19 protein-coding genes are annotated in these 22770 nt (G+C 62.3%); 1 reads left to right on the top strand and 18 read right to left on the bottom strand.

The features are described 5' to 3' along the window. The first annotated feature begins 18 nt into the window (after positions 1-18). Complete coding sequence (locus tag J0663_RS04935) at positions 19-1551, top strand: hypothetical protein (RefSeq protein ID WP_221122403.1); 1533 nt, start codon at positions 19-21, stop codon at positions 1549-1551. Here J0663_RS04935 and J0663_RS04930 read toward each other — a convergent pair. The 18 genes from J0663_RS04930 to J0663_RS04845 all read right to left on the bottom strand — a co-directional run bounded on the left by J0663_RS04930 (position 1530) and on the right by J0663_RS04845 (position 22740). Further along, positions 1530-2699 carry a glycosyltransferase family 87 protein gene (locus tag J0663_RS04930; RefSeq protein ID WP_207243316.1) on the bottom strand — a complete coding sequence of 390 codons (1170 nt, stop codon included), beginning with the start codon at positions 2697-2699 and terminating at the stop codon, positions 1530-1532. The two genes, J0663_RS04935 and J0663_RS04930, sit on opposite strands and share 22 nt — an antisense overlap. A gap of 367 nt (positions 2700-3066) precedes the next feature. Further along, entirely contained in the window at positions 3067-4854 is a 1788-nt protein-coding gene (locus J0663_RS04925; protein WP_207243315.1) for an adenine deaminase, read from the bottom strand. Beyond that, complete coding sequence (locus tag J0663_RS04920; RefSeq protein ID WP_207243314.1) at positions 4851-5771, bottom strand: nucleoside hydrolase; 921 nt, start codon at positions 5769-5771, stop codon at positions 4851-4853. Before J0663_RS04920 ends, J0663_RS04925 begins: the two co-directional genes overlap by 4 nt. A gap of 4 nt (positions 5772-5775) precedes the next feature. Next, positions 5776-6801 carry an ABC transporter ATP-binding protein gene (locus J0663_RS04915; protein WP_207243313.1) on the bottom strand — a complete coding sequence of 342 codons (1026 nt, stop codon included), beginning with the start codon at positions 6799-6801 and terminating at the stop codon, positions 5776-5778. After that, entirely contained in the window at positions 6794-7573 is a 780-nt protein-coding gene (locus tag J0663_RS04910) for an ABC transporter permease (RefSeq protein WP_207243312.1), read from the bottom strand. The genes J0663_RS04915 and J0663_RS04910 overlap by 8 nt, the downstream gene beginning before the upstream one ends. Next, entirely contained in the window at positions 7570-8397 is an 828-nt protein-coding gene (locus tag J0663_RS04905) for an ABC transporter permease (protein WP_207243311.1), read from the bottom strand. Before J0663_RS04905 ends, J0663_RS04910 begins: the two co-directional genes overlap by 4 nt. A gap of 59 nt (positions 8398-8456) precedes the next feature. Beyond that, positions 8457-9479 (bottom strand): ABC transporter substrate-binding protein, encoded by a 1023-nt coding sequence (locus tag J0663_RS04900; protein WP_207243310.1) that lies wholly within the window; start codon positions 9477-9479, stop codon positions 8457-8459. Between the two features lies 1 nt (position 9480). Beyond that, the gene (locus J0663_RS04895) at positions 9481-10524 is read right to left on the bottom strand and encodes a LacI family DNA-binding transcriptional regulator (RefSeq protein WP_207243309.1); all 1044 of its coding nucleotides are present in this window, start codon (positions 10522-10524) and stop codon (positions 9481-9483) included. 165 nt (positions 10525-10689) lie between these two features. Beyond that, positions 10690-12126, bottom strand: coding sequence for an AdeC/AdeK/OprM family multidrug efflux complex outer membrane factor (locus J0663_RS04890; protein WP_207243308.1), 1437 nt, complete (start codon positions 12124-12126; stop codon positions 10690-10692). Positions 12127-12274: 148 nt separating this feature from the next. Next, positions 12275-15385 carry an efflux RND transporter permease subunit gene (locus tag J0663_RS04885; RefSeq protein ID WP_207243307.1) on the bottom strand — a complete coding sequence of 1037 codons (3111 nt, stop codon included), beginning with the start codon at positions 15383-15385 and terminating at the stop codon, positions 12275-12277. 43 nt (positions 15386-15428) lie between these two features. Beyond that, positions 15429-16640: an efflux RND transporter periplasmic adaptor subunit gene (locus J0663_RS04880; RefSeq protein ID WP_207243306.1), complete on the bottom strand. Its 1212-nt coding sequence runs from the start codon at positions 16638-16640 to the stop codon at positions 15429-15431. A gap of 159 nt (positions 16641-16799) precedes the next feature. Further along, positions 16800-17399: a TetR family transcriptional regulator gene (locus tag J0663_RS04875; RefSeq protein WP_207243305.1), complete on the bottom strand. Its 600-nt coding sequence runs from the start codon at positions 17397-17399 to the stop codon at positions 16800-16802. 107 nt (positions 17400-17506) lie between these two features. After that, positions 17507-18451, bottom strand: coding sequence for a phosphoribosylaminoimidazolesuccinocarboxamide synthase (locus tag J0663_RS04870; RefSeq protein ID WP_207243304.1), 945 nt, complete (start codon positions 18449-18451; stop codon positions 17507-17509). 85 nt (positions 18452-18536) lie between these two features. Continuing rightward, the gene (locus J0663_RS04865; RefSeq protein WP_207243303.1) at positions 18537-20279 is read right to left on the bottom strand and encodes an SLC13 family permease; all 1743 of its coding nucleotides are present in this window, start codon (positions 20277-20279) and stop codon (positions 18537-18539) included. 109 nt (positions 20280-20388) lie between these two features. Next, positions 20389-21084, bottom strand: coding sequence for a phosphoribosyltransferase (locus tag J0663_RS04860; protein WP_207244437.1), 696 nt, complete (start codon positions 21082-21084; stop codon positions 20389-20391). Positions 21085-21098: 14 nt separating this feature from the next. Then, entirely contained in the window at positions 21099-21902 is an 804-nt protein-coding gene (locus tag J0663_RS04855) for a pseudouridine synthase (protein ID WP_207243302.1), read from the bottom strand. A 154-nt stretch (positions 21903-22056) separates the two neighbouring features. After that, positions 22057-22263, bottom strand: coding sequence for a hypothetical protein (locus J0663_RS04850; RefSeq protein WP_009987986.1), 207 nt, complete (start codon positions 22261-22263; stop codon positions 22057-22059). Positions 22264-22401: 138 nt separating this feature from the next. Next, positions 22402-22740 carry a hypothetical protein gene (locus tag J0663_RS04845; RefSeq protein ID WP_207243301.1) on the bottom strand — a complete coding sequence of 113 codons (339 nt, stop codon included), beginning with the start codon at positions 22738-22740 and terminating at the stop codon, positions 22402-22404. Positions 22741-22770: the final 30 nt, after the last annotated feature.

Below are 22770 nucleotides of genomic sequence, written 5' to 3'. Positions count from 1 at the left end.
GACGGCGCATCGCCCGCGATGTCACGGTTGTGTTGGTCGCGGGCCGTCATCATTGGCGCGGGCGTCATTCTCGCCGGCCTTCTCGCTCTGCCCGGCCGAACGGTCACGACCAAGTACGTCAACGATCTCTTCGTTTTCCTGGATGGTGCTCATCGCATCGTGCTTGGCCAGGTGCCGAATGTGGATTTCCATTCGTCGCTAGGGCCGTTGACATTCTATATCCCCGCTGCCGGCTATGGCTTGTCGAGCAGTATGGGCGGCGCGATGCCGGCTGGAATGGCGATAGTGGTCTTCCTGCTTGCAGCTATTGCCGCGGAAATCGTGGGCAGCCGGATGCATAAGGCCTTTGGGCTGCCGCTTGCGATCTTCCTGCTCCTGATAGTTGCGGCTCCCGCAAATCCAGGCGAGCGGATAGGAGAGCTGACATTTGCCATGTTCTATAACCGGATTGGCTGGGCGTCGCTCGGCTTTCTGCTGGTGATGTATCTGCCCCGGTTGCCGGCCGCCGGCAATAGCAGGGCCGTCGATGCCGCATGCGCCAGTTTCCTTGTGTTGCTGATGCTCTATACCAAGATCACCTATGCCGTCGTGGGGCTTGCCTTTCTGTTGTTCATGCTTTTCGATCGTCGCCAGATCGGTTGGGTGAGTTTGGCGCTCGGGATGATCGCCGTCAGCAGTATCGCAATTGAAATCATCTGGCGCGGCGGGTTCAACTATCTTGCCGACCTCGGCCTTTCGGCCAAAAACAGCGGCGGCCTGCTGGCGTTGACCGCGCTCGGTCATTTGCTACGGAACAATCTCGCCGACCTTCTTGTCTATCTGGCGGTCGCGCTCATCGTTCTCAGCCTGTCGCCAGGTTACCGACATCTGCTCTTCGTTGCCTTCTGCGGCACGACCGGAATTCTCTTGATCGGGCAGAATTTCCAGGCCGTTGGTATACTGACACTTGGCGCAGGCGCTGCCATCATCACGGAAAGCCTCTTTCGCGCCAAGCTGCTCTCCCGATATGGGACGGCGCGATTCGCTCTGCCGCTACTCTTGGCGTTCCTGTTATTGCCCGCCGCCCTCGGCAACGCTGCATCCCTGGCAATTCATGCCTATTACACTGCCGGCGGCCGAGGCAAACCGATCCCGCTGCCGGCGTTTTCCGAGATCAGGCTCGTTGAGATTTGGAGCGCCGGCCAATACGAATATTTCGAGGGATACAACAGGACATTGGCTGACGCTTCGGCCGCCCTGTCGCAGCTGATGTCCGCTGACGAGCGCGTCGCGGTTCTCGATTTCGTCAATCCCTTCTCTGCCGGCCTGGGGCTGACGCCGCCCGTGGGCGACAGCGTCTGGTATCATTGGGGGCGAACTCTTGGACCGGATGATCATCCGGCCGCGGAAGAGATGTTTGCCGACGTTGACCTTATTCTCGATCCGAAATGGCCGATCGAGATCTGGACGGGCAACGGGCTGCGCGACCTTTATGCTCACTATATCGCCCGTCACTATGCGCTGGTGCGAGAAACGGCCGATTGGCGTATTTATCGCAGAAAGGCTTCCTGAGTCGGCGCAGCCTGTTGTTTCAGCTCCGCGGTGATAAGGCCGATCAGCATCAGCACCAGCGTCCAGGCGTAAATGGATCCTGCCGTCAGCTGGTTCAATCGGGGAGCTCCGAAGTAACCGAGTATGACGGGGACCGGGATCACTAGCGCTGCTGCTGCCAGCCATGCCCACGGACGCTGCCAATGGTGCAACAGCACGGGTAGCAGGAAGAGCGTGTAGTGGATCCATCCGAGAGGCGAAGCCAGCAGGGACGCCAGCAGCGCGAAACCACTCACCACGATAACCGGCGGATGACGAAAAAAGGCCCAACCTGCTAGTCCAAGCAACAATAGTGCGGCAACGACCGTGCCTGCGGCCGGAACACCGGCGCGGGCCGCAAGGCCTGCAAACGACGCGTTGGTTAGAAAAACAGCCCGTTCGCCGTCTGTTGCGACGAGGCGCAGCCAATCGACGTAGATCTGCGGGCCGAAGACGACCAGCGGGATCGTGGCTATAACCGCCGCGGTTGCCACCGACACCAGACCCGGAAGGCGGTGGCCGGCAAGAAAGAGCAGCACCGGCCACACTGCAAAATTGGGCTTCATCGAGATCAGCAAACCGATCATGATACCGGCGACGATGCCATCACCCTTTTCCAATCGAAGCCAGCCGGCGACCGCGAGTAGCACAAACGGCATATAGATTTGGCCAAGATAGAGCGTGTCCCAAAAGCCAGCCAGTGCAAACGCCCAGATCGCTAGCAGCGGGAGCTCCAAGCCGCCGCTATAGCGTCGCAGCAGCAAGACAACCGCAGCGACGTAGCTGGCGATAGAAATCATCCACCAGATGCGAAGTGATTGCACCGGCTCGAATATATCGAAGGATTGGAACAGGAGTGCCGAAATCGGGGGATTGAGGTTTGGATTCCAGGATTCGAATCCAGGAAAGACGACATGCGGCGTGAGAGGCGGGTAGATGCCATAGGGATCCAGTCCTGCAGCGGCTGCGCGCCCCGACGCGACGAAGGCGCCGAAATCCCACAGCCCATGATCTGAAACGACACGCGGAATTTCTCCCTTGATGACCCGCAAGGACATGAGGGCAAGAGCTGCGGTCGCGGCCAGCTTGAGCAGCCTCCATCGCGGCCCAATGGTGGCATCATTGTCCATTATGACGCCCTCTCGATGTCCCCGGAGCCTCATGAGCGGTAGCGGCATATGCTCTGGCTCTGCGTGATCGCTGCGGCCTCGTCACTCACTATCGATTGTCGTGCACGTCGGCGAGTGGCCCGTAATGTTCCGTCTGTCTCCGACGTTTGCTAACTCCCGCTTAACGCGGATGTTCCCGGCTGGTCTGCCGCAGCTCGGCAGATCGTGGATAGCACGCGACTAGCATCTACCGCGGGAATCGTGCGCCGCCGCCGTACTGACATTTGCTAGCGACGAGGAGGGCTGGACGAAGCCGCTGAGCATCTTCCTGAAAGCTCACAACTAGAGCGGCTTAATTCGGACTCGGTTCTGGTGTGTGCGTCCCGGCTTACAAAATCGCCAGCACCGGGCTGTCCAGTACCTTCCCTGTCGCCACGTCGGCGATCCCCCGGTCCGTTTGGTGCGGACCGGCATTGCAGGCGAGTGTTGCGCCGAAGCAGGCTTTGAAGACGCGGTAGGGCGGTTTCCAGTCGACGATCTTGTCCATGGCCTTGCGGATATCGGAGAAGGCGAGGGCTGTGTCCCTTAGGGGCGCGTCGGTTACCAAACCGGAAAGCGGCAGCGGCAGAATCGCTTCGATTGCGCCGTCCTTGGTGACCGCCATACCGCCGCCGGCTGCTATGACGGCGTTGGCGGCGAGCGCCATGTCGCGCACATTGGCGCCGAAGACGGTGAGGTTATGGCTGTCGTGGGAGACGGTGCTGCAGAAGGCGCCGCGCCATTCGCCCCAGCCGGTGAGGAAACCGACACGCGGGGTGCTGTCGGCCTTGCCGTGGCGGTGGACGACGGCGATCATGGCGCTGCCGGCGGGCGGCACGACGAAGCCGTCTCGGATCTCCGTTTCGGCCTCGCCCCATTGGGTGAAGCGCGGGCGGTCGATGGTGGCGACGCGGGCGCGCTCGCCCTTCGCGGGGATGCGGAAATCGTTCTCGGTGAGCGGCGGCAGCTTGACGGAGTTGACGAGCGGCGTGTTGTCGAGTGGCTGGACGGCCGCATCCATGCTGCCGTTGCGGGCGACGATGCGGCCGCCTGATATGACCAGCCGCGCGTGGAATTCCGTCAGGTTCTCGAGGAGAACAATGTCGGCGCGGCGGCCGGCAGCGATCAGGCCGAGATCGGAGCGTTTCAGCCGCTGTGCGGCATTGAAGGTCGCGGCCCTGAGCGCCCATTCCGGCTTCATGCCGTAGCGCACCAGGCGCCTGATGACATCGTCGAGACCGCCGCTTTCGTAGAGTTCATCGGGAAAGACGTCGTCGGTGCAGAGCGTCACGGTCGGGGGGAGGTGGCCGAGACCGTTCAGCACCTCGACGAACTCCTGAAGCAGATGGTCGTGAGAGCCGCGCAGCTCGATCGTCAGGCCTGCGGCAAGCTTGGCGGCGAGGTCGGAGCCGGAGGTGAGTTCGTGGTCGGAGGTGACCCCTGCTGCCATGAACGCGTTGAGGTCGGCGCCTTGGAGGCCACGGGCATGGCCGCAGACGAGCTTGCCGGAAGCAAGGCCGGCGTTGACGATGGTGCTCATGCGCGGATCACCGTCGATGACGCCGCGCATGTTCATGACTTCGGCAACACCGCCGACGGCAGGCGAGCGCAGCATCTCGACGATGATTGAGGCATCAAAATCCGCGCCGGCCAGTTCCAGGCCCGGTGCTGACGGCACGCAGGAGGGCGCGAGCAGGATCATGCGAAGCGGCAGTACGCGCGCCGCCTCGATCGCCCAGCGCACGCCGTCAAGCCCATGGACATTGCCGAATTCGTGCGGATCCCAGACGACCGTGGTGACACCGCGCGGCAGTACGGCGTTCATATATTCTGCGGGTGTCACCATCGAGCTTTCGAGGTGCATGTGCGTGTCGATCAGGCCCGGCGTCAGGATGGCGCCGGTCGCATCGACGATCTCGACGGCATCCGTGCGGCTTGCCGGGGCGTGGACGCTTGCGATCAGCGCGCCGACGAGGCCGATATCAGCCTCTCGGATCAGGCCCGTCACCGCATCGAGCAGGCGGCCGCCGGTAATCAGCATATCGAAGGGAGCGTCGCCGCGGGCGGCGGCAACGGCGCGGGCGCGCAAGGCGGGGTCGTTGAGATCGAAAGGTTCCTGACGAGGAATGGCGTTCATTTGCGGGCCTCGTTGAGCAGGGCGTCGAGAATGATGGCATGCGCCTTATCGGCATCGATATCGGCGGCAAATTGCGCGTTGAAGGGCGCATGCGTGGCGCGGGTCTCGACGACGGTACGGCCACGGGTTAAGGCGCCCTGCAGTTCGACGTCTATGCGCGCGGGGCGGAAAGTCACCAGATCGGGAGCGACGAAGGCAACGGCGGCAGAGGGATCGTAGATCGCCATGCCGGGCCGGCCGCGGCTGGTGCCGATGCTTATATAACCGGCGAACATGTCGGCGATCAGCTCGGCGTTGGCGCCGCCGTCATTGCGCACCTGTTCGGCATCCTCAGGCCGAGCCACCACCTTGCGGCAGAGGTCGAGATCGACCATGCGCAGCGGCACGCCATGGGCGATGACGATCGCGAGCGCCTCGGGATCGGCAAGGGCGTTGAATTCGGCAGAGGACGTATGGTTGCCCGATGTAACGCCGCCGCCCATCCAGACGAGTTCGGTAATGCGCGCGGCAAGGTCAGGGCGGGCGAGCGCCACAGCGGCGATGTTGGTCAGCGGGCCAAGGGCCAGGATGCGGTGCGGGCCTGGGCTTTCCAACCAGCGGGAGAGGGCGGTGAAGGCATCGCTTTCGGCTAGGGCGGCAGGCTTCGGCAGGCTCTTGCCTGTTGTCGGAATGCCGGTTTCGCCAAGGATCGCCTGGGCGGTTTCGAGCTTGCCGAGAACTGGCATCGCGCGGCCGGTATGGATGGGAAATGTCCAGCCGAAAGCGTCGGCGGCGCCGGCGGCGTTCTCCCTCACTTGCGACAGCGGCGTGTTGCCGAAGACCAGCGAGATCCCATCGATCTCATATTCCGACTGCGCCACCACCAGAATGGCGGCGATATCGTCGAAGCCCATGTCGGTATCGATCCAAACACCCATGATGTCACCCGAAGCGCTTGAGGTTGGCTGCGCCGGCCACCGGCAAGTCGAAAGCGAGCGCGCTGCCGATCTCATGCGGCGGCAGGCTCGCGTCGATCTCGGCCTTGATTGGCCCGAGCGGCGTATCGAGGAGGTATTCGCGGCTATTGCCGGCGAAGGAGGTGCCGCGCACGGTGCCCTGGAAGGGACCGGCGCCGAGGGTCACTGCCCGCGGACGCCAGGCCAGGCCGGCCGCAGCTCGCGGTGGCGGACCGGAAAGTGCCGCCGGACCGTTCGGCGTCACAAGCTGTCCTTCCTTCAGTGCGAAGACGTTCTCGAAGCCGACGAAATCGGCAACGAAAGCGGAGGCGGGGGAGTTGTAGATCACTTCCGGCGTGCCGATCTGCTCGATACCGCCGTTCAGCATCACGACGATACGGTCGGCGAGCGCCAGCGCCTCCATCTGGTCGTGTGTGACGAAGATCATGGTGACGCCGGTCTCCTTCTGTACGCGCTGCAACTCCGCGCGCATTTCGAGGCGAAGTCGGGCATCAAGGTTGGAGAGCGGCTCATCGAGCAGCAGGACCTTCGGTTCCATCACCATCGAACGGGCGAGCGCCACGCGCTGCTGCTGGCCGCCGGAAAGTTCGGCGGGCTTGCGGCCGGCAAAGCTGGTGAGGCCGACGGATTTCAGGCCGGCCCCGACGCGGGCATCGAGGTCCGCGCCCGAAATTCCCTTGAGACGCAGGCCGAAGGCGACGTTTTCGTAGACCGTCAGGTGGGGGAACAGGGCATAGGACTGGAAGACAAGGCCGACGGCGCGCTTATTGGCGGAGACGCGGGTGATATCGGCGCCGTCGAGGCCGATGCGGCCGGAAGCCGGCGTCAGCAGGCCGGCAATGGCGCGCATCGTCGTCGTCTTGCCGCAGCCGGAGGGGCCGAGGAGGGCGACGAGCTCGCCCTTGGCGATCGCAAGATCAAGGTCTTTCACCGCGACCGTATCGCCGTAGCGCAGCGTCAGCTTGTCGAGGTGGAGGTAGGCATCAGACATAACGCGAAAATCCCAGGAAGCGTTCGGCGAGGAAGACGATGCCGATCGAGAGGAAGGCGAGAAGGGCGGACAGGGCCGCGATGGAGGGGTCGTAGGTGGTTTCCATGTAACCCAGCATGTCGATCGGCAGTGTCCGTACACCCGGGCCGGAAAGGAACAGCGAGACCGGCACCTGATTGAAGCTGGTGACGAAGCCGAGGATGAAGGCGGCCAGGATGCCGCCGCGGATATTCGGCATCACCACGCGGAAGAAGGCGCCGAGCCGGGAGGAACCGAGCAGGACGGCTGCTTCCTCGATATCCGCCCGCAGATTGTCGAGGCTTGCCGAGACGACGCGTACTGCATAGGGCAGCACGAGCGCCGCATGGGCGAAGAAGAGGGCCAGCGTGATGTTGAAGCCAAAGGGCACGACGAGGTAGCGCAGCAATGCCAGCCCGACGATGATGCCGGGGACGATGATCGGCAGCGAGACGACGGTCCGGATAGTCTCGGCGGCGGGCAGGCGGTAGCGCGACAGCGCATAGGCGGCGGGGATGCCGAGGACGAGGGCCGCGAGCGTTCCGAAGACGGCGAGGAACATCGACATGGCGAAGCTGTCGCGGAAGCTTTCGATGGTCAAGACCTTCGTGACCCAGCGCAGCGACACGCCCTGCGGCGGAAAGGCCAGCGTGTCGCCCGCCGAAAGCGAAGCGGCGATGATGATCAGGAACGGGCCGATCAGGAAGACCAGCAGCAGGAAGAGGACGACGGGCGAAAAGAGACGAATGCTCATCTGCGGTTCCTCGCCGTTGCGAGACGTTTCAGCAGGATGTTGGCGGCAAAGCTCATGACGATCAGGATGAAGGCGATGACGCTCGCCGAGACGAAATCATTGGCGACGGACACCTGCTGATACATGAGCGTTTCGAGCATCAGCACCTTGGAGCCGCCGAGGACGGCGGGGGTGATGTAGGCGGTGAGCGAGCCTGTAAAGACAAGCGTGCCGCCGATGACAAGTCCTTCGCGGGTGAGCGGCAGAACGATCTTCCAGAAGACCTGGAACCAGTTGGCGCCGAGCACGCGCGCTGCCGGGATCGCGTCTTCAGGCATGTTTTCAAGCGCGCTGATCAGCGACAGGATCATCAGCGGCAGGAAGAGCTGCAGGAGGCCGACGAAGACGGCGGTTTCGGTAAAGAGCAGTCGCAACGGTTCGGCACTGAAACCGAGGCCCGTGATCGCCTGGTTGACAATGCCGGTGCGGCCGAGAATGACGATCCAGGCATAGGTGCGCGCCACCGGCGAGATCATCAGCGGCAAGGTGACGAGGCCGATCATGCGGCCCTTGCCCTGTGCCGGCAGGCTGACGATGGCAAAGGCTGCGGCATAGCCGATGACCGCGGAGACGGCCGTGACTTCGAGCCCGAGCCGGAAGGAACGCAGGAAAACGGTGCGGTTCAGCGTCTCGGAAAAGAAGCCGGTATAGGCCGACAGCGTCCAGGCGCCGCCGGTGCGGAAGCCTTCCGACAGCAGGATCGCCACCGGCAGGAGAAAGACCAGGGTCGCAAAGACGGCTGCCGGCAGGGCGAGCGCCAGGGCTTCTGCACGGTTCTGGAACATGAGGCGCCTTTTTAGGAGAGGAGGGCGGTCCCGGCAGGCCGGGACCGGTTCAAGACGGCTTACTGACCGACCTTCTCGTTCCACGCCTTCAGCCAGCCGGCACGATTGTCGAGGGCTACGGCCGATGGGATCAGCTTGAGACTCTTGGCCGTTTGCTCGCCATAGGTGAGATTGCCGGCGGCGGCCTCGGAGAGCTTGACCTCGCTGTTGGCGGGACTGTCGATCAGCTTTTCGGCGAGCTTGGTCTGGGTTTCGGTCGAGAGCCAGAAATCCATGAACTGCATGGCTAGATCCTGGTTCTTCGAACCCTTGGTCAGCACCAGCACGTTCATGCCGCCGGTCTGGCCCTCCTTCGGCGTTGCCCAGGCTACGGGCACGTCGAGCTTGGTGAAGCCTGCCCAGGAGAAACGGCCGATGGGTGCTGCCCAGATCTCTTCCTGCTGCATCAGTTGCACGAGCTGCGAGGATTTTTCGTAAAAGGTGACGATGTCGTCCTTCTTCTCGCCCAGCGCCTCGATCGGACCTTGCAGATCAGGCGTATCCTTGCCGAGGGCCAGGCCCAGCATGTAGAGCGCCGGCGGCCCCTGGTTGGTGGTGACATTCGGGAAGGCGACGTGGCCGACATATTCCGGCTTCAGGAGGTCGGCCCAGCTGTCGATCTTCATCTTGTCGGAGCGATAGGCGATCGAAGTGGCATAGAAGGTATAGCCGACGCTCGTGCCGTCTCCGTTCGGATTCCTGGCAACGTCGTAGAGCTTGGAGAAATTGGTAAGCTTGGCGGTATCGATCTTGTCGATTAGACCGGCGCGCGAGGCGGCGAGCGCGTCCGCCATCGAAACAGCGGCGAGATCGACAACGGGGTTGGCCTTGTTCGCCTCCAGCTTGGCCAGCCGCTCGACGCTGTTGCCGGTCTCGACCACCAGCTTGCAACCGCATTGGGCTTCGAACGGATCATAGACCAGCGTCTTGAAATCGTCCTGAGCGAAGGCATAGACGGAAATGGTCAGCGTCCGTTCGGCTGCGGCTGCGGCAAGCGGCGGTAGTGTGGCAAGCGCCACCGACGCAATGAGAGCTTTTTTCATCCTACATGTTCTCCATCTCTGAGGTTTTTAGTGCCGGGCTCGCGGGCCCGGATGAGTGGCGGACGATCAGTTGCATCGCGACGCGTTCGATCTCCGCGGTAACAATCACGCCCTCCCGGGCGCGGCTTTTTCTGATGGTTTCGGCCAGTGCCGATACCGCGATCCCAGCAATCCTATCCATGTCCATCCTGACCGTCGTCAGCGAGGGTGTCACGACAGGCGACCAGATGAGATCGTCGAAGCCGGTGACGCTGACATCGGTGGGAACGTTGATCCCCGCCTGCTGCAGCTCCGTCAGCGCGCGCAACGCCTGCAGATCGGAGAGAGCTGCGAAGGCGGTGAACCCCTGGCGAACTTTTTCTGCGAGGCCGAGCAGACAGCCGCTGCCGCCATCTTGCTCCACCTTTTCGATCCACAGCGTTTCGGAATGCATGTTCGGGCGCATGCCGGCCCGAATGCCGTCGGCGCGGTCGTTCTGGACGCCGGATTCCTGGTTGTTGCCGATGATGAGGAGGCGCCGGTGGCCGAGACCGGCGAGATGGAGGGCGATTTCGCGGCCACCTTGCCAATGATCGGCGGAAACGGTGTTACCCGGCGTCGAGGGCGTGTCGATGACGGCAACCGGACAGGCGGCGGACGAAATGCGGGTGGCGCGGCGGGGGATGACGATCATGCCGTCGACGCCGCGTTCGACCAGTCGGTTGATCGCCTCTGTCTGGGCGGCGGCATCGCCGCGGGAATCGGCAATCAGCACACCGTAACCAGTGGCGGAGGCGGCAAATTCGATCGCCTGCGCGATCTTCGGGAACAGGGGATTGGCGATATCGGGCAGCACCAGGCCGAGAACGCCGCTGCGGCCGGTCCTGAGCGCCCGGCCGGCCTGGCTTGGGACATAGCCGAGTTCGGCGGCATGCTCGCGGATTTTTTGGACGAGTTGACCGGAGACCCGGCCCTTGCCGGAAAGCGCGTTGGAAACCGTGGCGACGGAGACGCCGAGCGACGTTGCTATCCTGCTGAGGTTCGGTCCCGGGCGCGATGGAGCCATGATCGACGGCGCTCTGATTAATCGTTTAATCAGGCATATATCAACGGCCGCCGCTTGTCGAATCCAAATTCCTCTTATGCGCGCATTATCCAGCGCGAAGCGGCATTAAAAAAGCCCCGCGAGATGATCGCGGAGCTCTGTATTTCCAGAAAGGCGAAATGCCGATCAGCTCTTGGCCTTGGCAGGCGTAGGCTTCACCGGTGCGGTGGTGTTGCCGCCGGGCGCGTAGCCGCCGCCGACTGCAATGTTCAGCGAGACATAGTCCTTGGCCATCTGCTGGACGGCCTGTGCAAGGCTTGCCTGGGCAAGCGAAACCTGACGCTGTGCGTCAAGAACGTCGAGCAGCGACGAGGCGCCGTCTTTGTAGGATGCTGTGGAAAGTTCGAGCGTTTCCTGCGTGGTCTTCACCTGGGCCTGAAGGGCTGCGACCGTGCGGGCGTCACGCCGGACAGCTGCGAGTGCGTTCTCGACCTGCTCGACGGCGGTCAGCACCGTCGACTTCCAGTTGAGGTACGCGGTTGCGGCTTCGGACTGCGCAGACTTGACGTTGGCGCGCAGACGGCCGCCATCGAAGATCGGCAGGTTGAGGGTCGGGCCGAAGGACCACGGCGTCAGACCGCCGTGGACGCCGCGCTGGTTGATGTAGGACGGCGAGATCGAGCCGCTGAGCGAGATGCTCGGATAAAGCTGCGCTTCGGCAACACCGATATTGGCGGTTGCGGCGGCGAGATCACGCTCCGCGACGCGAATGTCGGGACGGTTGCGGATCAGGTCCGCCGGAATGCCGGAGTTGATGCCACCGCGGAATACCGGCTGGCCACGACCCTTCAGCAGTTCATCGACGAGGGCGGAGGCCGGCAGGCCGAGCAGCGTGGCGATGTGATGGGCAGATATGCGGATGTTGGTTTCGAGACCGGGAATTTCAGCGAGCGTCGACTGGACGAGACCTTCGGCTTGAACGACGTCGAGACGCGAGGCGGCGCCAGCTTCAAGCTGGAACTTGGTCAGTTCGTAGGTTTCCCGGCGAGACTTCAGGTTGGCGTTCGAAAGCGCCAGGCGCTGCTGATAATAGCGAACGTCGATATAGCTCGAGACGAGATCCTGCACGAGGGTCAGCTTGGCGACATCAGCGGATGCGTAAGCGGAATCGAGCGAAGCGAGCGCGCTTTCGGTGCTGCGCTTGTAAAGGCCGAATAGATCGAGCAACCAGCTCAGCTGGACTTCGCCGGCGCTGGTGTTGCGTGTGTCGAACTGCGTGCGCAATTCGCCCTTCTGGCCGCTGATCGTGTGCGAGGCGCCGACCGTCAGGTTCGGCAGGCCGCCGGCGCCGGCGGTGGTGACGTTGGCGGAGGCCGCATTGATGCGTTCGATCGCCTGCTGGACTGACAGGTTCTGATCGAGGCCGGCCTGGACGTAGCCATTCAGTCTGGGGTCGTTGAAGGCGGTCCACCAGGATGCGGTAGCGACGTCGCCTACACTCTTGGTTCCGCCCTCTCCAAATTTGGCGGGCAGCGGCATTTCAGGGGGAGCATGATCCGGGCCTACGACGCAGCCCGACAATAATAACAATAATGCCGGTGTGGCAAAACGAAGAGATACCATTCATTTGATCCTGTACTCGAGCAAGCCAATTCTTGTCCGAAGCTTCATGCTTCACTATCGCCGCCGCGCCTCGTCCTACCGAAAACACACACCGAAGCAGTCGGCCGCAATGTAGCAATCGGAACAGCATTATCACAGTGCATTTATATCACACCGCTGCCGCATTTTTGCGGCGTGTGGCAAAGATGCGTCGAATGACGACGAAGAAGGACGGTACGAAGAAAATTCCGAGCATCGTCGCTGCCAGCATGCCGCCGAGAACGCCGATGCCTATGGCGTTCTGGGCCGCCGAGCCGGCGCCCGTGGCAATCGCCAGAGGCACGACGCCGAGGATAAAGGCAAGCGATGTCATGATAATCGGCCGCAGGCGTAGCCGCGCCGCCTCCAGCGTCGCTTCGAAAAGCCCCATGCCGCTTTCCATGCGATCCTTGGCGAATTCAACGATCAGAATCGCGTTCTTCGCTGCCAAGCCGATCGTGGTGAGCAAGCCGACCTTGAAATAGACGTCGTTCGCCTGGCCGAAGAGCGTTGCCGCCGCCAGCGCGCCGAGAATGCCGACCGGCACCGCCATGATCACCGAGAAGGGGATCGACCAGCTTTCGTAAAGCGCTGCCAGGCAGAGGAAGACGACGAGAACCGAAATCGCGTAGAGCATCGGCGCCTGCGAGCCGGAGAGGCGTTCCTGATAGGAGATGCCCTGCCAGGCGACCGTATAGCCGCCGCCGAGCTGTTCGGTCAGCGCTTCCATTTCGTTCATCGCGTCGCCGGAGGAAACCCCGGGTGCCGACGCGCCGTCGAGCGGAATGGCGCTGACGGCGTTGAAACGGGCAAGCGAGGGCGCGCCCTTCACCCACTCGGTTTTAGTAAAGGCGGAGAAGGGCACCATTTCGCCGGTAGTGTTGCGGGCATACCAGTGATTGAGATCATCCGGCTGCATGCGGAAGGGTGCGTCACCCTGGACATAGACCGGCTTGATTTCACCGTTCAGCGTGAAGTCGTTGACGTCGCGCCCGGTGAAGATGATCGATAGCATCGAATTGACCGAGGCGATGTCGACACCCATGGCGCCGATCTTTTCCTGATCGAGCACGATGCGCATCTGCGGCTCGACTTCCTTGTTGCTGCTGCGCAAAGCTACGACCTTGCCTGACGTGTTGCCCATCTGGATCAGCCGCTTGGAGGCGGCCGTCAGGGCGTCGTTGCCGTGGCCGCCGGTATCGACGAGATACATCGAGAAGCCGCTCGACACGCCGAGGCCCTGGATTGCCGGCGGCAGGAGCGCGAAGACCTGCGCCTCGCGCATCGCAAAGAAGCTGCGCAGCGCACGGTTGACGACCGACTGCGCGCTCAGATTCGGATCGGTGCGCTGCGAGAAGTCCTTGAGTTTGGTGAAGACGATTGCGCTGTTCTGTCCGGAGCCGTTGAAGCCGAAGCCCAGCGCACCGAAGACGGATTCGACGGCGTCCTTCTCATTTTCACGATAATAGTTTTCGACTTTCTCGACGACTGCCTGGGTCTGTTGCGTGGTCGAGCCCGGCGGCGTGGTGATGATCGTCAGCAGCACGCCCTGGTCTTCCTGCGGCAGGAAGGAGCTCGGCAGGCGGGTGAAGAGAAAGGCGCAGCCGGCGCCGACGAGAAGGAAGACCAGCATGACGCGGATCGGCCGCTTCAGCAGATAGCCGATGGTCCTGATATAGCCGTTGGTCGAGCGCGTGAAATTGCGGTTGAACCAGTCGCCGACGCGGTGCTTCCTGTGTTCGCTGACCGGCTTCAGCATCGTGGCGCAGAGCGCCGGCGTCAGCACGATGGCGACGAGTGCCGACAGCAGCATGGCCGAGACGATGGTGATTGAAAACTGGCGGTAAATGATGCCGGTCGAACCGCCGAAGAAAGCCATCGGAATGAAGACGGCAGTCAGCACCAGCGCAATGCCGACGATGGCGCCAGTGATCTCGCCCATCGATTTCTCCGTGGCCTCCAGCGGCGAGAGCTTCTCTTCGGACATGATGCGTTCGACATTTTCGACGACGACGATCGCGTCGTCGACGAGAAGGCCGATCGCCAGCACCATGGCGAACATCGTCAGCGTGTTGATCGAATAGCCGGTGACCGCTAGCACCCCGAAGGTGCCGAGCAGCACCACGGGAACGGCGATGGTCGGGATCAGCGTGGCGCGGATATTCTGCAGGAAGACGAGCAGCACCACGAAGACGAGCACGATCGCCTCGATCAGCGTATGCACGACCTTTTCTATCGACAGTTCCACGAAGGGCGTCGTGTCATAGGGATAGGTGATCTTCACGCCTTCCGGCAGGGTGCTGCCGATGACATCGAGTGCGGAGCGCACGCGGGCGGCGGTATCGATGGCGTTGGCGCCGATCGCCAGGTTGACGGCGAAACCACTCGACGGCATGCCGTTGTAGCGCGAACTGCCACCGTAGCTTTCCTGACCGATCTCGATGCGCGAGACGTCGCTCAGGCGCACGGTCGCGCCGTCCTTTTCGACCTTGAGAATGATGTGCTCGAAATCGGCGACGGTGGTCAGCTGGCTTTGGGCGGTGATGGTGACATTGAGCTGCTGACCGGGGATCGTCGGCTGGGCGCCGAGCGAACCGACGGAGACCTGGGTGTTTTGCGCCTGGATCGCCGAGGTGACGTCGCTTGGCGTCAGCTGGTATTTGACGAGCTTGAAGGGATCGAGCCAGACGCGCATGGCGTATCCGGAGCCGAAGACGTTGATGCTGCCGACGCCTTCCAGGCGCTGGATTTGATCCTCGATGGAGGTCGACATTATGTTGCCGAGATCGACCGAACTACGCTTGCCGTCGGTCGAAACGAGCGAGCCGACGAGGAGGATGCTCGAGGTCGAGCGCGTCACGCTGATGCCGGCATCGATGACGTCGCCGGGAAGCTGCGACTGCACCAGCTGCAGCTTGTTCTGCACCTGCACCTGAGCGATATCCGGATCGATACTGGTTCCGAAGGTCAGCTGGATGCTGGCGGATCCTGTCGACGAAGTCGAGGTCATGTAGGTAAGGTCGTCGAGGCCGGTCATGCCGTCCTCTATGATCGTCGTCACCGATTTTTCGACGGTTTCGGCGCTGGCACCGCGATAGGTGGCGTTGATGCGTACCGTCGTCGGGGCGATGTCCGGATATTGCGAGATCGACAGTGTGAAGATCGCCAGCAGGCCGGCGAGCATGATGGTGATCGCAATGACCCAGGCGAAGATCGGACGTCGGATGAAAAACTTGGCCATCGGTTGTTCCTGCTGAGACGGTGACGATACGGGCTCGAAGCGATTATTTCGCCGCAGGCTTCTCAGCGTCACCGGCCGCAGGCTGCTCGGCAGGCACGACCACACCGTTGTCGTTGATCTTCATCGGGACCGGCTTCACCGGCATGCCCGCCGTGATCGACTGCAGGCCGGTGACGATCAGCTGGTCGCCGTCCTTGATGCCTTCCGTCACCAGCCAGGAATTGTTGGAAGGCGAGCTGTTCTCGAAGGCGCGGGTTTCGACCTTGCCGTCGGCGGAAACGAATTGCGCCGTCAGCCGGCCGTTGGCGTCGCGGCTCGTGGCAAGCTGCGGCAGGGCGTAACCGGTTTCGGCGCCAAGTTCGACCGTGGCGCGGACATACATGCCGGGCAGGACGATACGATCGGGATTGGGGAAGAGAACGCGGATGATGAAAGTGCCTGTGGTCTCGCTGACCACCTGCTTCGACATATCGAGCTTGCCCTGCTGATTATATTCCTTGCCGTCCTCGAGGATCAGGTGGAAGGCGACGTTCTCCGCGCCCTTGATATCGCCGGCGGCCATCGCATCGCGCAGTCGCAGGAGGTTGGTGCTCGATTCCGTCAGGGAGATATAGATCGGATCGAGCTGGCGGATCGTCGTCAGCGCTGTCGTCTGGTTGGCCGAAACAACGTTGCCGGTATTGTAAGCGGTCTGGTCGATGACGCCGTCGAAGGGCGCAAGGATCTTCGTATGGTCGAGGTCGATCTGTGCGGCGGAAAGGGCTGCCTTTGCCGACTCGACCTCGGCCTTCGCCTGGAGAAGCGTCGTCCTGGCCGTTTCGTATTCGATCTGCGTAGCACCGCTGCCGACGAGACGCTGGTAGCGTTCGAGATTGCTTTCAGCACTCGGCACGCTCGCCTCGGCCTTGGAGATGGCCGCCTTGGCCTGCTCGACGGCGGCGATATAGGGCGCATCCTCGATCTGATAGAGCAGGTCGCCCTTCTTGATCTCGCCGCCTTCCTTGAAGGCGATCTCGCGGATGATTCCGCTCACCTGCGGCCGGATGTCGGCCGTCTGGAAGGATTCGGCGCGGCCTGGAAGGATGGTCGTGATCGGAAAACTTGCCTTGGTCAGGGCGACCACGCCGACGGGGGTCGCCTGCTGCGCGGTGCCCGCGCCGGCATTGCCGGCGGGCTTGCCGGCGTTGTCGCTGCAGGCGCCAAGCAATGCGCCGGCCAGCAGGGCCGAGAAGATGAGGAGGGCACGCCGTGTCATGCTGAAGTCCCTGTGCGGTGGCAGTCGCCGTTCGATCCACAAGCTCGGCCGAGGCGAGCGCAGGCTTACATAAGCGTCAGGATTGAGCTGGCTTCGAATGCCGCGATCCGAATTTAAGAAAAGCTTTACGAAGTGACGTAAGTCAGCAATCGTCACTTATCAAGCTTTATTTCGCAGTGCGGCATCCACCAGGCACACGATTTCTTCGGCGCGATGCACGAGTGTGTCCTTGTTGTCCCGGGCGATGAGGACGGGATGCAGCACGCAGGCGAGCACGTCGGCCACCGTATGTGCCGCACGCTCGGGATCGTGGCAATGATAACCTCCCTCCGCCACGCCCGTGCGGATAATCTCGCCGAGCTTCTCCTCGATTCGGGCGCGATAACGATTGCCGGCCTCGAGTTTGGCCTCGATCGTCGAAAGCACCATTTCGAAGAGATAGGGGTTGTTCTGGATGTCCTGCAGATGGCTTTCCAGCAGGCGCAGGACGAAACGGAGCAGTTGCTCCTTGGGCGACAGGTCCTCGTCGAAGGCGGCGAAACGTTCGGTGGCGTTGTCGAGATGGCGCCCGGCGATCGCATCGACCAGTGCGACCTTGGAATGGAAATGCTTGAAGACGTTGGCGGGCGACATGTGGAGCGCGCCTGATATATCGGCGATTGACACGGCAACGTAGCCGCGCTCACGGAACAGCATCTCCGCCATGGAGAGGATGTCCTCGCGCGTTTCCTCGGCCTTGCGTCTCGGCCTTCTTGCCATTCGTTCCCCGCCGGGCAGAGCCCGATCCCCTTTTTGTCGATGCTAGCGCGACTGAATGAGATGCCGCAAGCGGACGATCGGGATGGCGGCTTTCGCGCTTGGGCTTTTCAAGGGAAATAGGGGGCGAGGTTGTTTCGGACACGGGCAAGCGGCGTCTCGCCGCTATCGTCGGGAACAAAGCGTTCGCCCGTGATCGACTCATAGGCTTTGATGTAGACCGCCGAGGTCTGCTCGATCAGTTCGACGGGAATTTCGGGGATTTCGTCCTTGTAGGGATCGCAGCGTTCCGCCACCCAGGCACGGACGAAATCCTTGTCGAAACTTTCCGGCCGCTTTCCGGCGGCAAAGCTTGTTGGATAGCCTTCGGCAAGCCAATAGCGGCTGCTGTCCGGCGTGTGGATCTCATCGGCGAGGATGATGTTGCCGTCGCCATCGGTGCCGAATTCATATTTGGTATCGACAAGGATCAGGCCGCGTTTGGCGGCCATCTCCTGGCCGCGAGCGAAGAGGGCGAGCGCATATGCCGACAAGGTTTCCCACTGCTGTCTGGTCAGAAGGCCGCGCGTGACGATTTCGGCAGGCGTCAGCGGCTCGTCATGGCCGCCGTCGAATTCCTTGCTGGTCGGGGTGATGACGGGTTCGGGCAGGATCTGGTTGTCGCGCATGCCATTGGGCAAGCGTATGCCGTACATCTCGCGCTCACCCTTCTTATAGAGCGTCAGGATCGACGTGCCCGTGGTGCCGGCGAGATAGCCGCGGACGACGATTTCGACCGGAAGGATGTCGAGGCGTCTGCCGATGACGACATTCGGATCCGGATAGTCGAGCACGTGGTTCGGGCAGATATCTTTGGTCGCCTCGAACCAGTAGCGTGCCGTCTGCGTCAACACCTGGCCCTTAAAGGGAATGCAGGTGAGAATCCGGTCGAAGGCACTCAGCCGGTCGGTGCTGATAATGATGCGGCGTCCGTCCGGAAGGTCGTAATTTTCGCGCACCTTTCCGCGATAATAGTTCGGCAATTCCGGAAAATGGGCTTCGGAGAGGATTCGCACGGTGCTCGACTGTCCTTGTGTCTAGGGGAGGCTTCTTGCTCTAGTTTCATCGCCGGGGAAGTCAAGTCAGGCATCAACTATCGCATCAGAGCCAGAACAGCGCCAGGAGAAACAGCGCGAGGATGTAACTTGCGACTGCGAGCGGCCAACCGGCGCGCAGGAAGTCGCTGAAGTGGTAGCCGCCGATGCCCATTGCCAGGGCGTTATTGTGGTGGCCGAAGGGTGTCAGGAAATCGAGCGAAGCACCGGCGGCAACCGCGATCAGATAGGCGTCCGGCGGATGTTGCCCGGTCCTTGCAAATTCCAGCGCGATCGGCGTCAGCACGATTGCGACCGTTGCGTTGTTGACGAAGGGCGTCAACGCCATCGCGAGGAAGAGGATGAGCGCGATGCCGGCGAGCGGCTCGCCGATGGGCACGACGAGGCTGAGCCAGCCGGCGATCGCCTCGGCCGCTCCGGAGCTTGTCATCGCCTGGCCGATTGGAATCATCGCCGCGAGCATGATGATGATCGGCCAGTTGAGGTCGGCCATTGCTTGACGGATGTTGAGATGCGCGAGCACGGCGAGGGCGAGCACGACCCCGGCAAAAGCAATGTCTGGACGCATGCCGGCCGCCGACGCGGCGACGCCGCAGGCAAACAACGCGAAGGGCCGCCAGGAGAAGAGGGGCGGTTCGGCCGGCACCGTCGAGGCGAGCGGCAGGCACTCACTTTCCTCCAGCGCTTCGGCGATGGCGATGCGCGGCCCCTCGAGCGTCAATATATCGCCAATCGATAGCTGCAAGTCGAGGAAGCGGCCCTCGATGCGCGGGGTGCGCATGGAAAGAGCGGCGACGACGATGCCGCGATGGTGGAAGACCTCGAGCGAGCGGATGCGCGAACCAATCAAAGTGCTTTCCGGCATGACGACGGTTTCAACGCGGGCAAAATCGGGCTGCATGCCTTGCGGATGGGCATCGGCGATCAGCCCTTGTGTGGCGGCGAGGTCGGCAAAGACCGCATCGCCGCCCTCGGTGAGCAGCACGTCGCCGGCTTCGATCACCGATTGGTCGAGCGGGCCGAAGACAAAATTGTCGCCGCGGATCAGCGCGTGCGGCTTGATGCCGAAGCGGGCCGGGCACTCGGAAAGCCGCACGCCGACCAGCGGTGAAACGTTCGGGACGCGACGCTCGACGATGATGCGACGCGTGCCCGAGGAGATCTTTGCCGGCGCTTCGTCTGGTTCCGGAAACAGCCGCTGGGCTCGAGAGGCGATGAGGAAAATGCAGGTGATTGCGACAGGCAGCCCGACATAGGCAAAGTCGAAGAAACGAAAGCCTGCTCCGGTCGCCTTGGCGAGCGCGTCGCTGACGAGCAGGTTGGCCGGCGTGCCGATCAGCGAGACGAGCCCGCCGAGCAGAGCGGCAAATGAGATGGGCATGACCAGCTGACGGCGGGGGATCGAAAGCGCCGTGCCGAGCCGCAGCGCCACCGGCAGGGTGATGGCAAAGGCGCCGATATTGTTCATGAAGACTGAAATAAAGCCGGCAAGCGAGGAGGCGCCGGCGATGACCTTGAAGCGCGACGGTTTGGCGGCCGCGAAATGTGCGGCGAGACTGTCGAAAAGCTTGGCGCGCGCCAGCACCTGGACGATCAACAGGATTTCGATGACGGTGATGACGACGGGGCTGGCGAAGCCCGCGAAGACCTGGTCGGCCGGATAAAGGCCGAGTGCGTAGCCGGCGAGCAGGCCGGCGATTGCGACGACTTCGATGCGGATATGTTCGCGCGAGAAGAGAACGAGCATTGCCAACAGAAGGATCAGTAGGGTTGCTTGCTCGAAGGACATGGGCAGATCCAGTGTATCATCGGCTAGAAAAGGATCCCCGAACGCTGCACTCTTCCGGGTGACGTGCGGGGACTGTAATCGTTCCCCGCCCACTGTACAGAGGCGATCCTCACGTCCCCGGTCGGGAGGATACCTGCCACCGGCCCGCGCCGTTGCGCTCCAAAATGGGCGTCGCGAACACGCCGACGGTCCGCGCGATCCATTGCGGCCCGGCGTCAGCGAGGTTTTCGCGCCAGCGCTCCGATTGCAGCATGGCCGCGCCGATGACGACGGGTTCGATGCCGCAGGCCGTCAGCAGGTTGAGACCCGAGACGATCGATGCGCCGCTGGAAATGACGTCATCGATCAGGGCGACGCGCCGCCCGGTCAGCAGCGGCAGCATGCGCGGATCGACATAGAGGCGCTTGTCCTGCGTCGGTGTGGTGATCGAAGACAGGGCAACGGAGAGTTCGTCGCGGTACCAGAATTTGCGGGAAGTGCCGAGCGGGACGTAGCGGTCGTGTCCGAGCTTCTGGGCAACGGCGGCTGCAAGTGTCAGGCCGAGCGTCGGCAGGCCGGCAATGATCTCAACGCGCATGGGCTTGATCTTTTCGGCGAGACATTCCGCCAGCGCGTCAAGCACGGCGAAGCTCGCCTGGTTGATGATCAGCGAGGCGAGCGCATGAGTGCCATCTGCCAACACGCGGATCGGCAGGCGAAGCTGGCGGCCGTCTTCCAACGCGGCGACATAAAAGATGGTGAACTCCTGGTCGTCGGGAAAGGTGCCGGGCGGGTGAATCTCCTGCCAGAAGTCATGCGGTGCCATCTCCGTCACTTCGGTCAACGCCTCGCCCTTTCCATGCCGGCTCTTCGGCGCAGCGTCTGCAATTCTACCTCAGTTAACGCACGCACAGCGCCTTTTGGGAGTTCGCCGAGTTCGAGCCCTCCGATCGCGACCCGCACGAGGCGTAAGCACCCGGTGCCTAGCGCCTCCAGCATGCGACGGATCTGGCGATTGCGGCCTTCATCGAGCTCGACCTCGATCCATGAATTCCTGTCGCCCTGGCGCAAACGTCGTGTGGCGGTTGCCGTCAACAACTCGCCGTCATGACGGATGCCGGATGTCATGGCGGCAATTTCCTCGTCATCCATGAGTCGGTCGATCTGGACATGATAGGTTTTGGTCACATGCGTGACCGGATCGAGCAGGATCTGGGCGAATTCGGTGTCGTTGGTGAAAAGCAGCAGGCCTTCGCTTGCTTTGTCGAGCCGGCCGACCGGAGAAAGGTGCGGTATGTCGAAATCCTTGAGGCAATCATAGACCGTTGGCCTGCCCTCGGGATCATGACGGGTCGTGACGAGCCCGCGCGGCTTGTTGAGCATCAGATAGATTTTCGCCTCGGCGGCGACAGCAAGTCCGTCGACACTGATCTTCGCCGTCGAAAGATCGACCCATGCAGAGGCATCGGTGACGGTGCGGCCGTCGACGGTGACGCGGCTTTCGGCAATCAGCCGTTCGGCCTGGGTGCGGGAGCAATAACCGAGCTTGGAAAGGGCGCGCGGGAGAGTGACCCGCTTGCCTGCCGTGTCGGCGGTGGGCTTTAGCCGCTCGCGCGTCTTATGCGATGGGCGCCGGTCCCTCATATGCCATCCCTGTCCTGCCTCGATGCCGCTTCTTGGCACGAACGGCACATGGATGCCAGCATGACAGCTAAAAACCGGGAGGAATAATAGAGCTGCAAAACGACGTCAGCGCTTCAGACAAAGCGCCGTCAGGGAAAAATGGGCCCACGCCGTTTCAGCGGCAGGCCATGAAGCCGGCGAGCTCCTTGCGGCTGACGACGATGCCGGCAGCGGCCTTCACTGGGTCGGGATGTGTATAGGACAGGCTTGGCATTTCCGGCAGTTCGAGCGCCTGACGCATATTCATGATGCCGACCGCGTAACGGCCGTTGACGCCGTCGACGCTGACTTCAATGATGCAATTGGCCCTCTTGTTTTCCATAATCGTCCTCCCTTTCGTTTTTTATGTTCCCCTCACTCGCATTAAAAATTGGTTTTTCTGCGACATAAGCATTTACGCACCCTGCCAAAAAATGGATTGGCGGGTGCGTAAAAAATCGGCTCTGGGCGGATTGAGCGCTCAGCGCCACCAATGACGAGGCTGCGGCTGCGAGCTGCCGGAAAGCAGATAGCCAATGAGGAAGCCAACTGCCCCGGCGAGTACCAGTGCGGTGGTCGTTGCGGCCGCATGCTCGCGGGCGGCGCCGGCGGCGGCTGCCCCTTCGGCCCGAATTTGAGCAACGGCATTCTTTGCGCGGGGCAGGGCTTCATCATAAGCCTTGCTGGCGCGGCCGCGCACTTCGTAATAGGCCTCGGCGCCCTGGGCGGAAATCATCTTCTGCAGGCGAGAGACTTCCTGCTGGAGTGCAGCGATGTCCTTGCTGACAGATGCCCTGATATCATCGGTATTGGCAGCCATATCGGTCTCCTTCCTTCAATGGGAGAAACA

The organism is Rhizobium lentis (assembly GCF_017352135.1).
Taxonomy (GTDB): Bacteria; Pseudomonadota; Alphaproteobacteria; order Rhizobiales; family Rhizobiaceae; genus Rhizobium; species Rhizobium lentis.
Note: the sequence above shows the minus strand (reverse complement) of the source record. Positions and strands in the feature narration are given on the sequence as shown.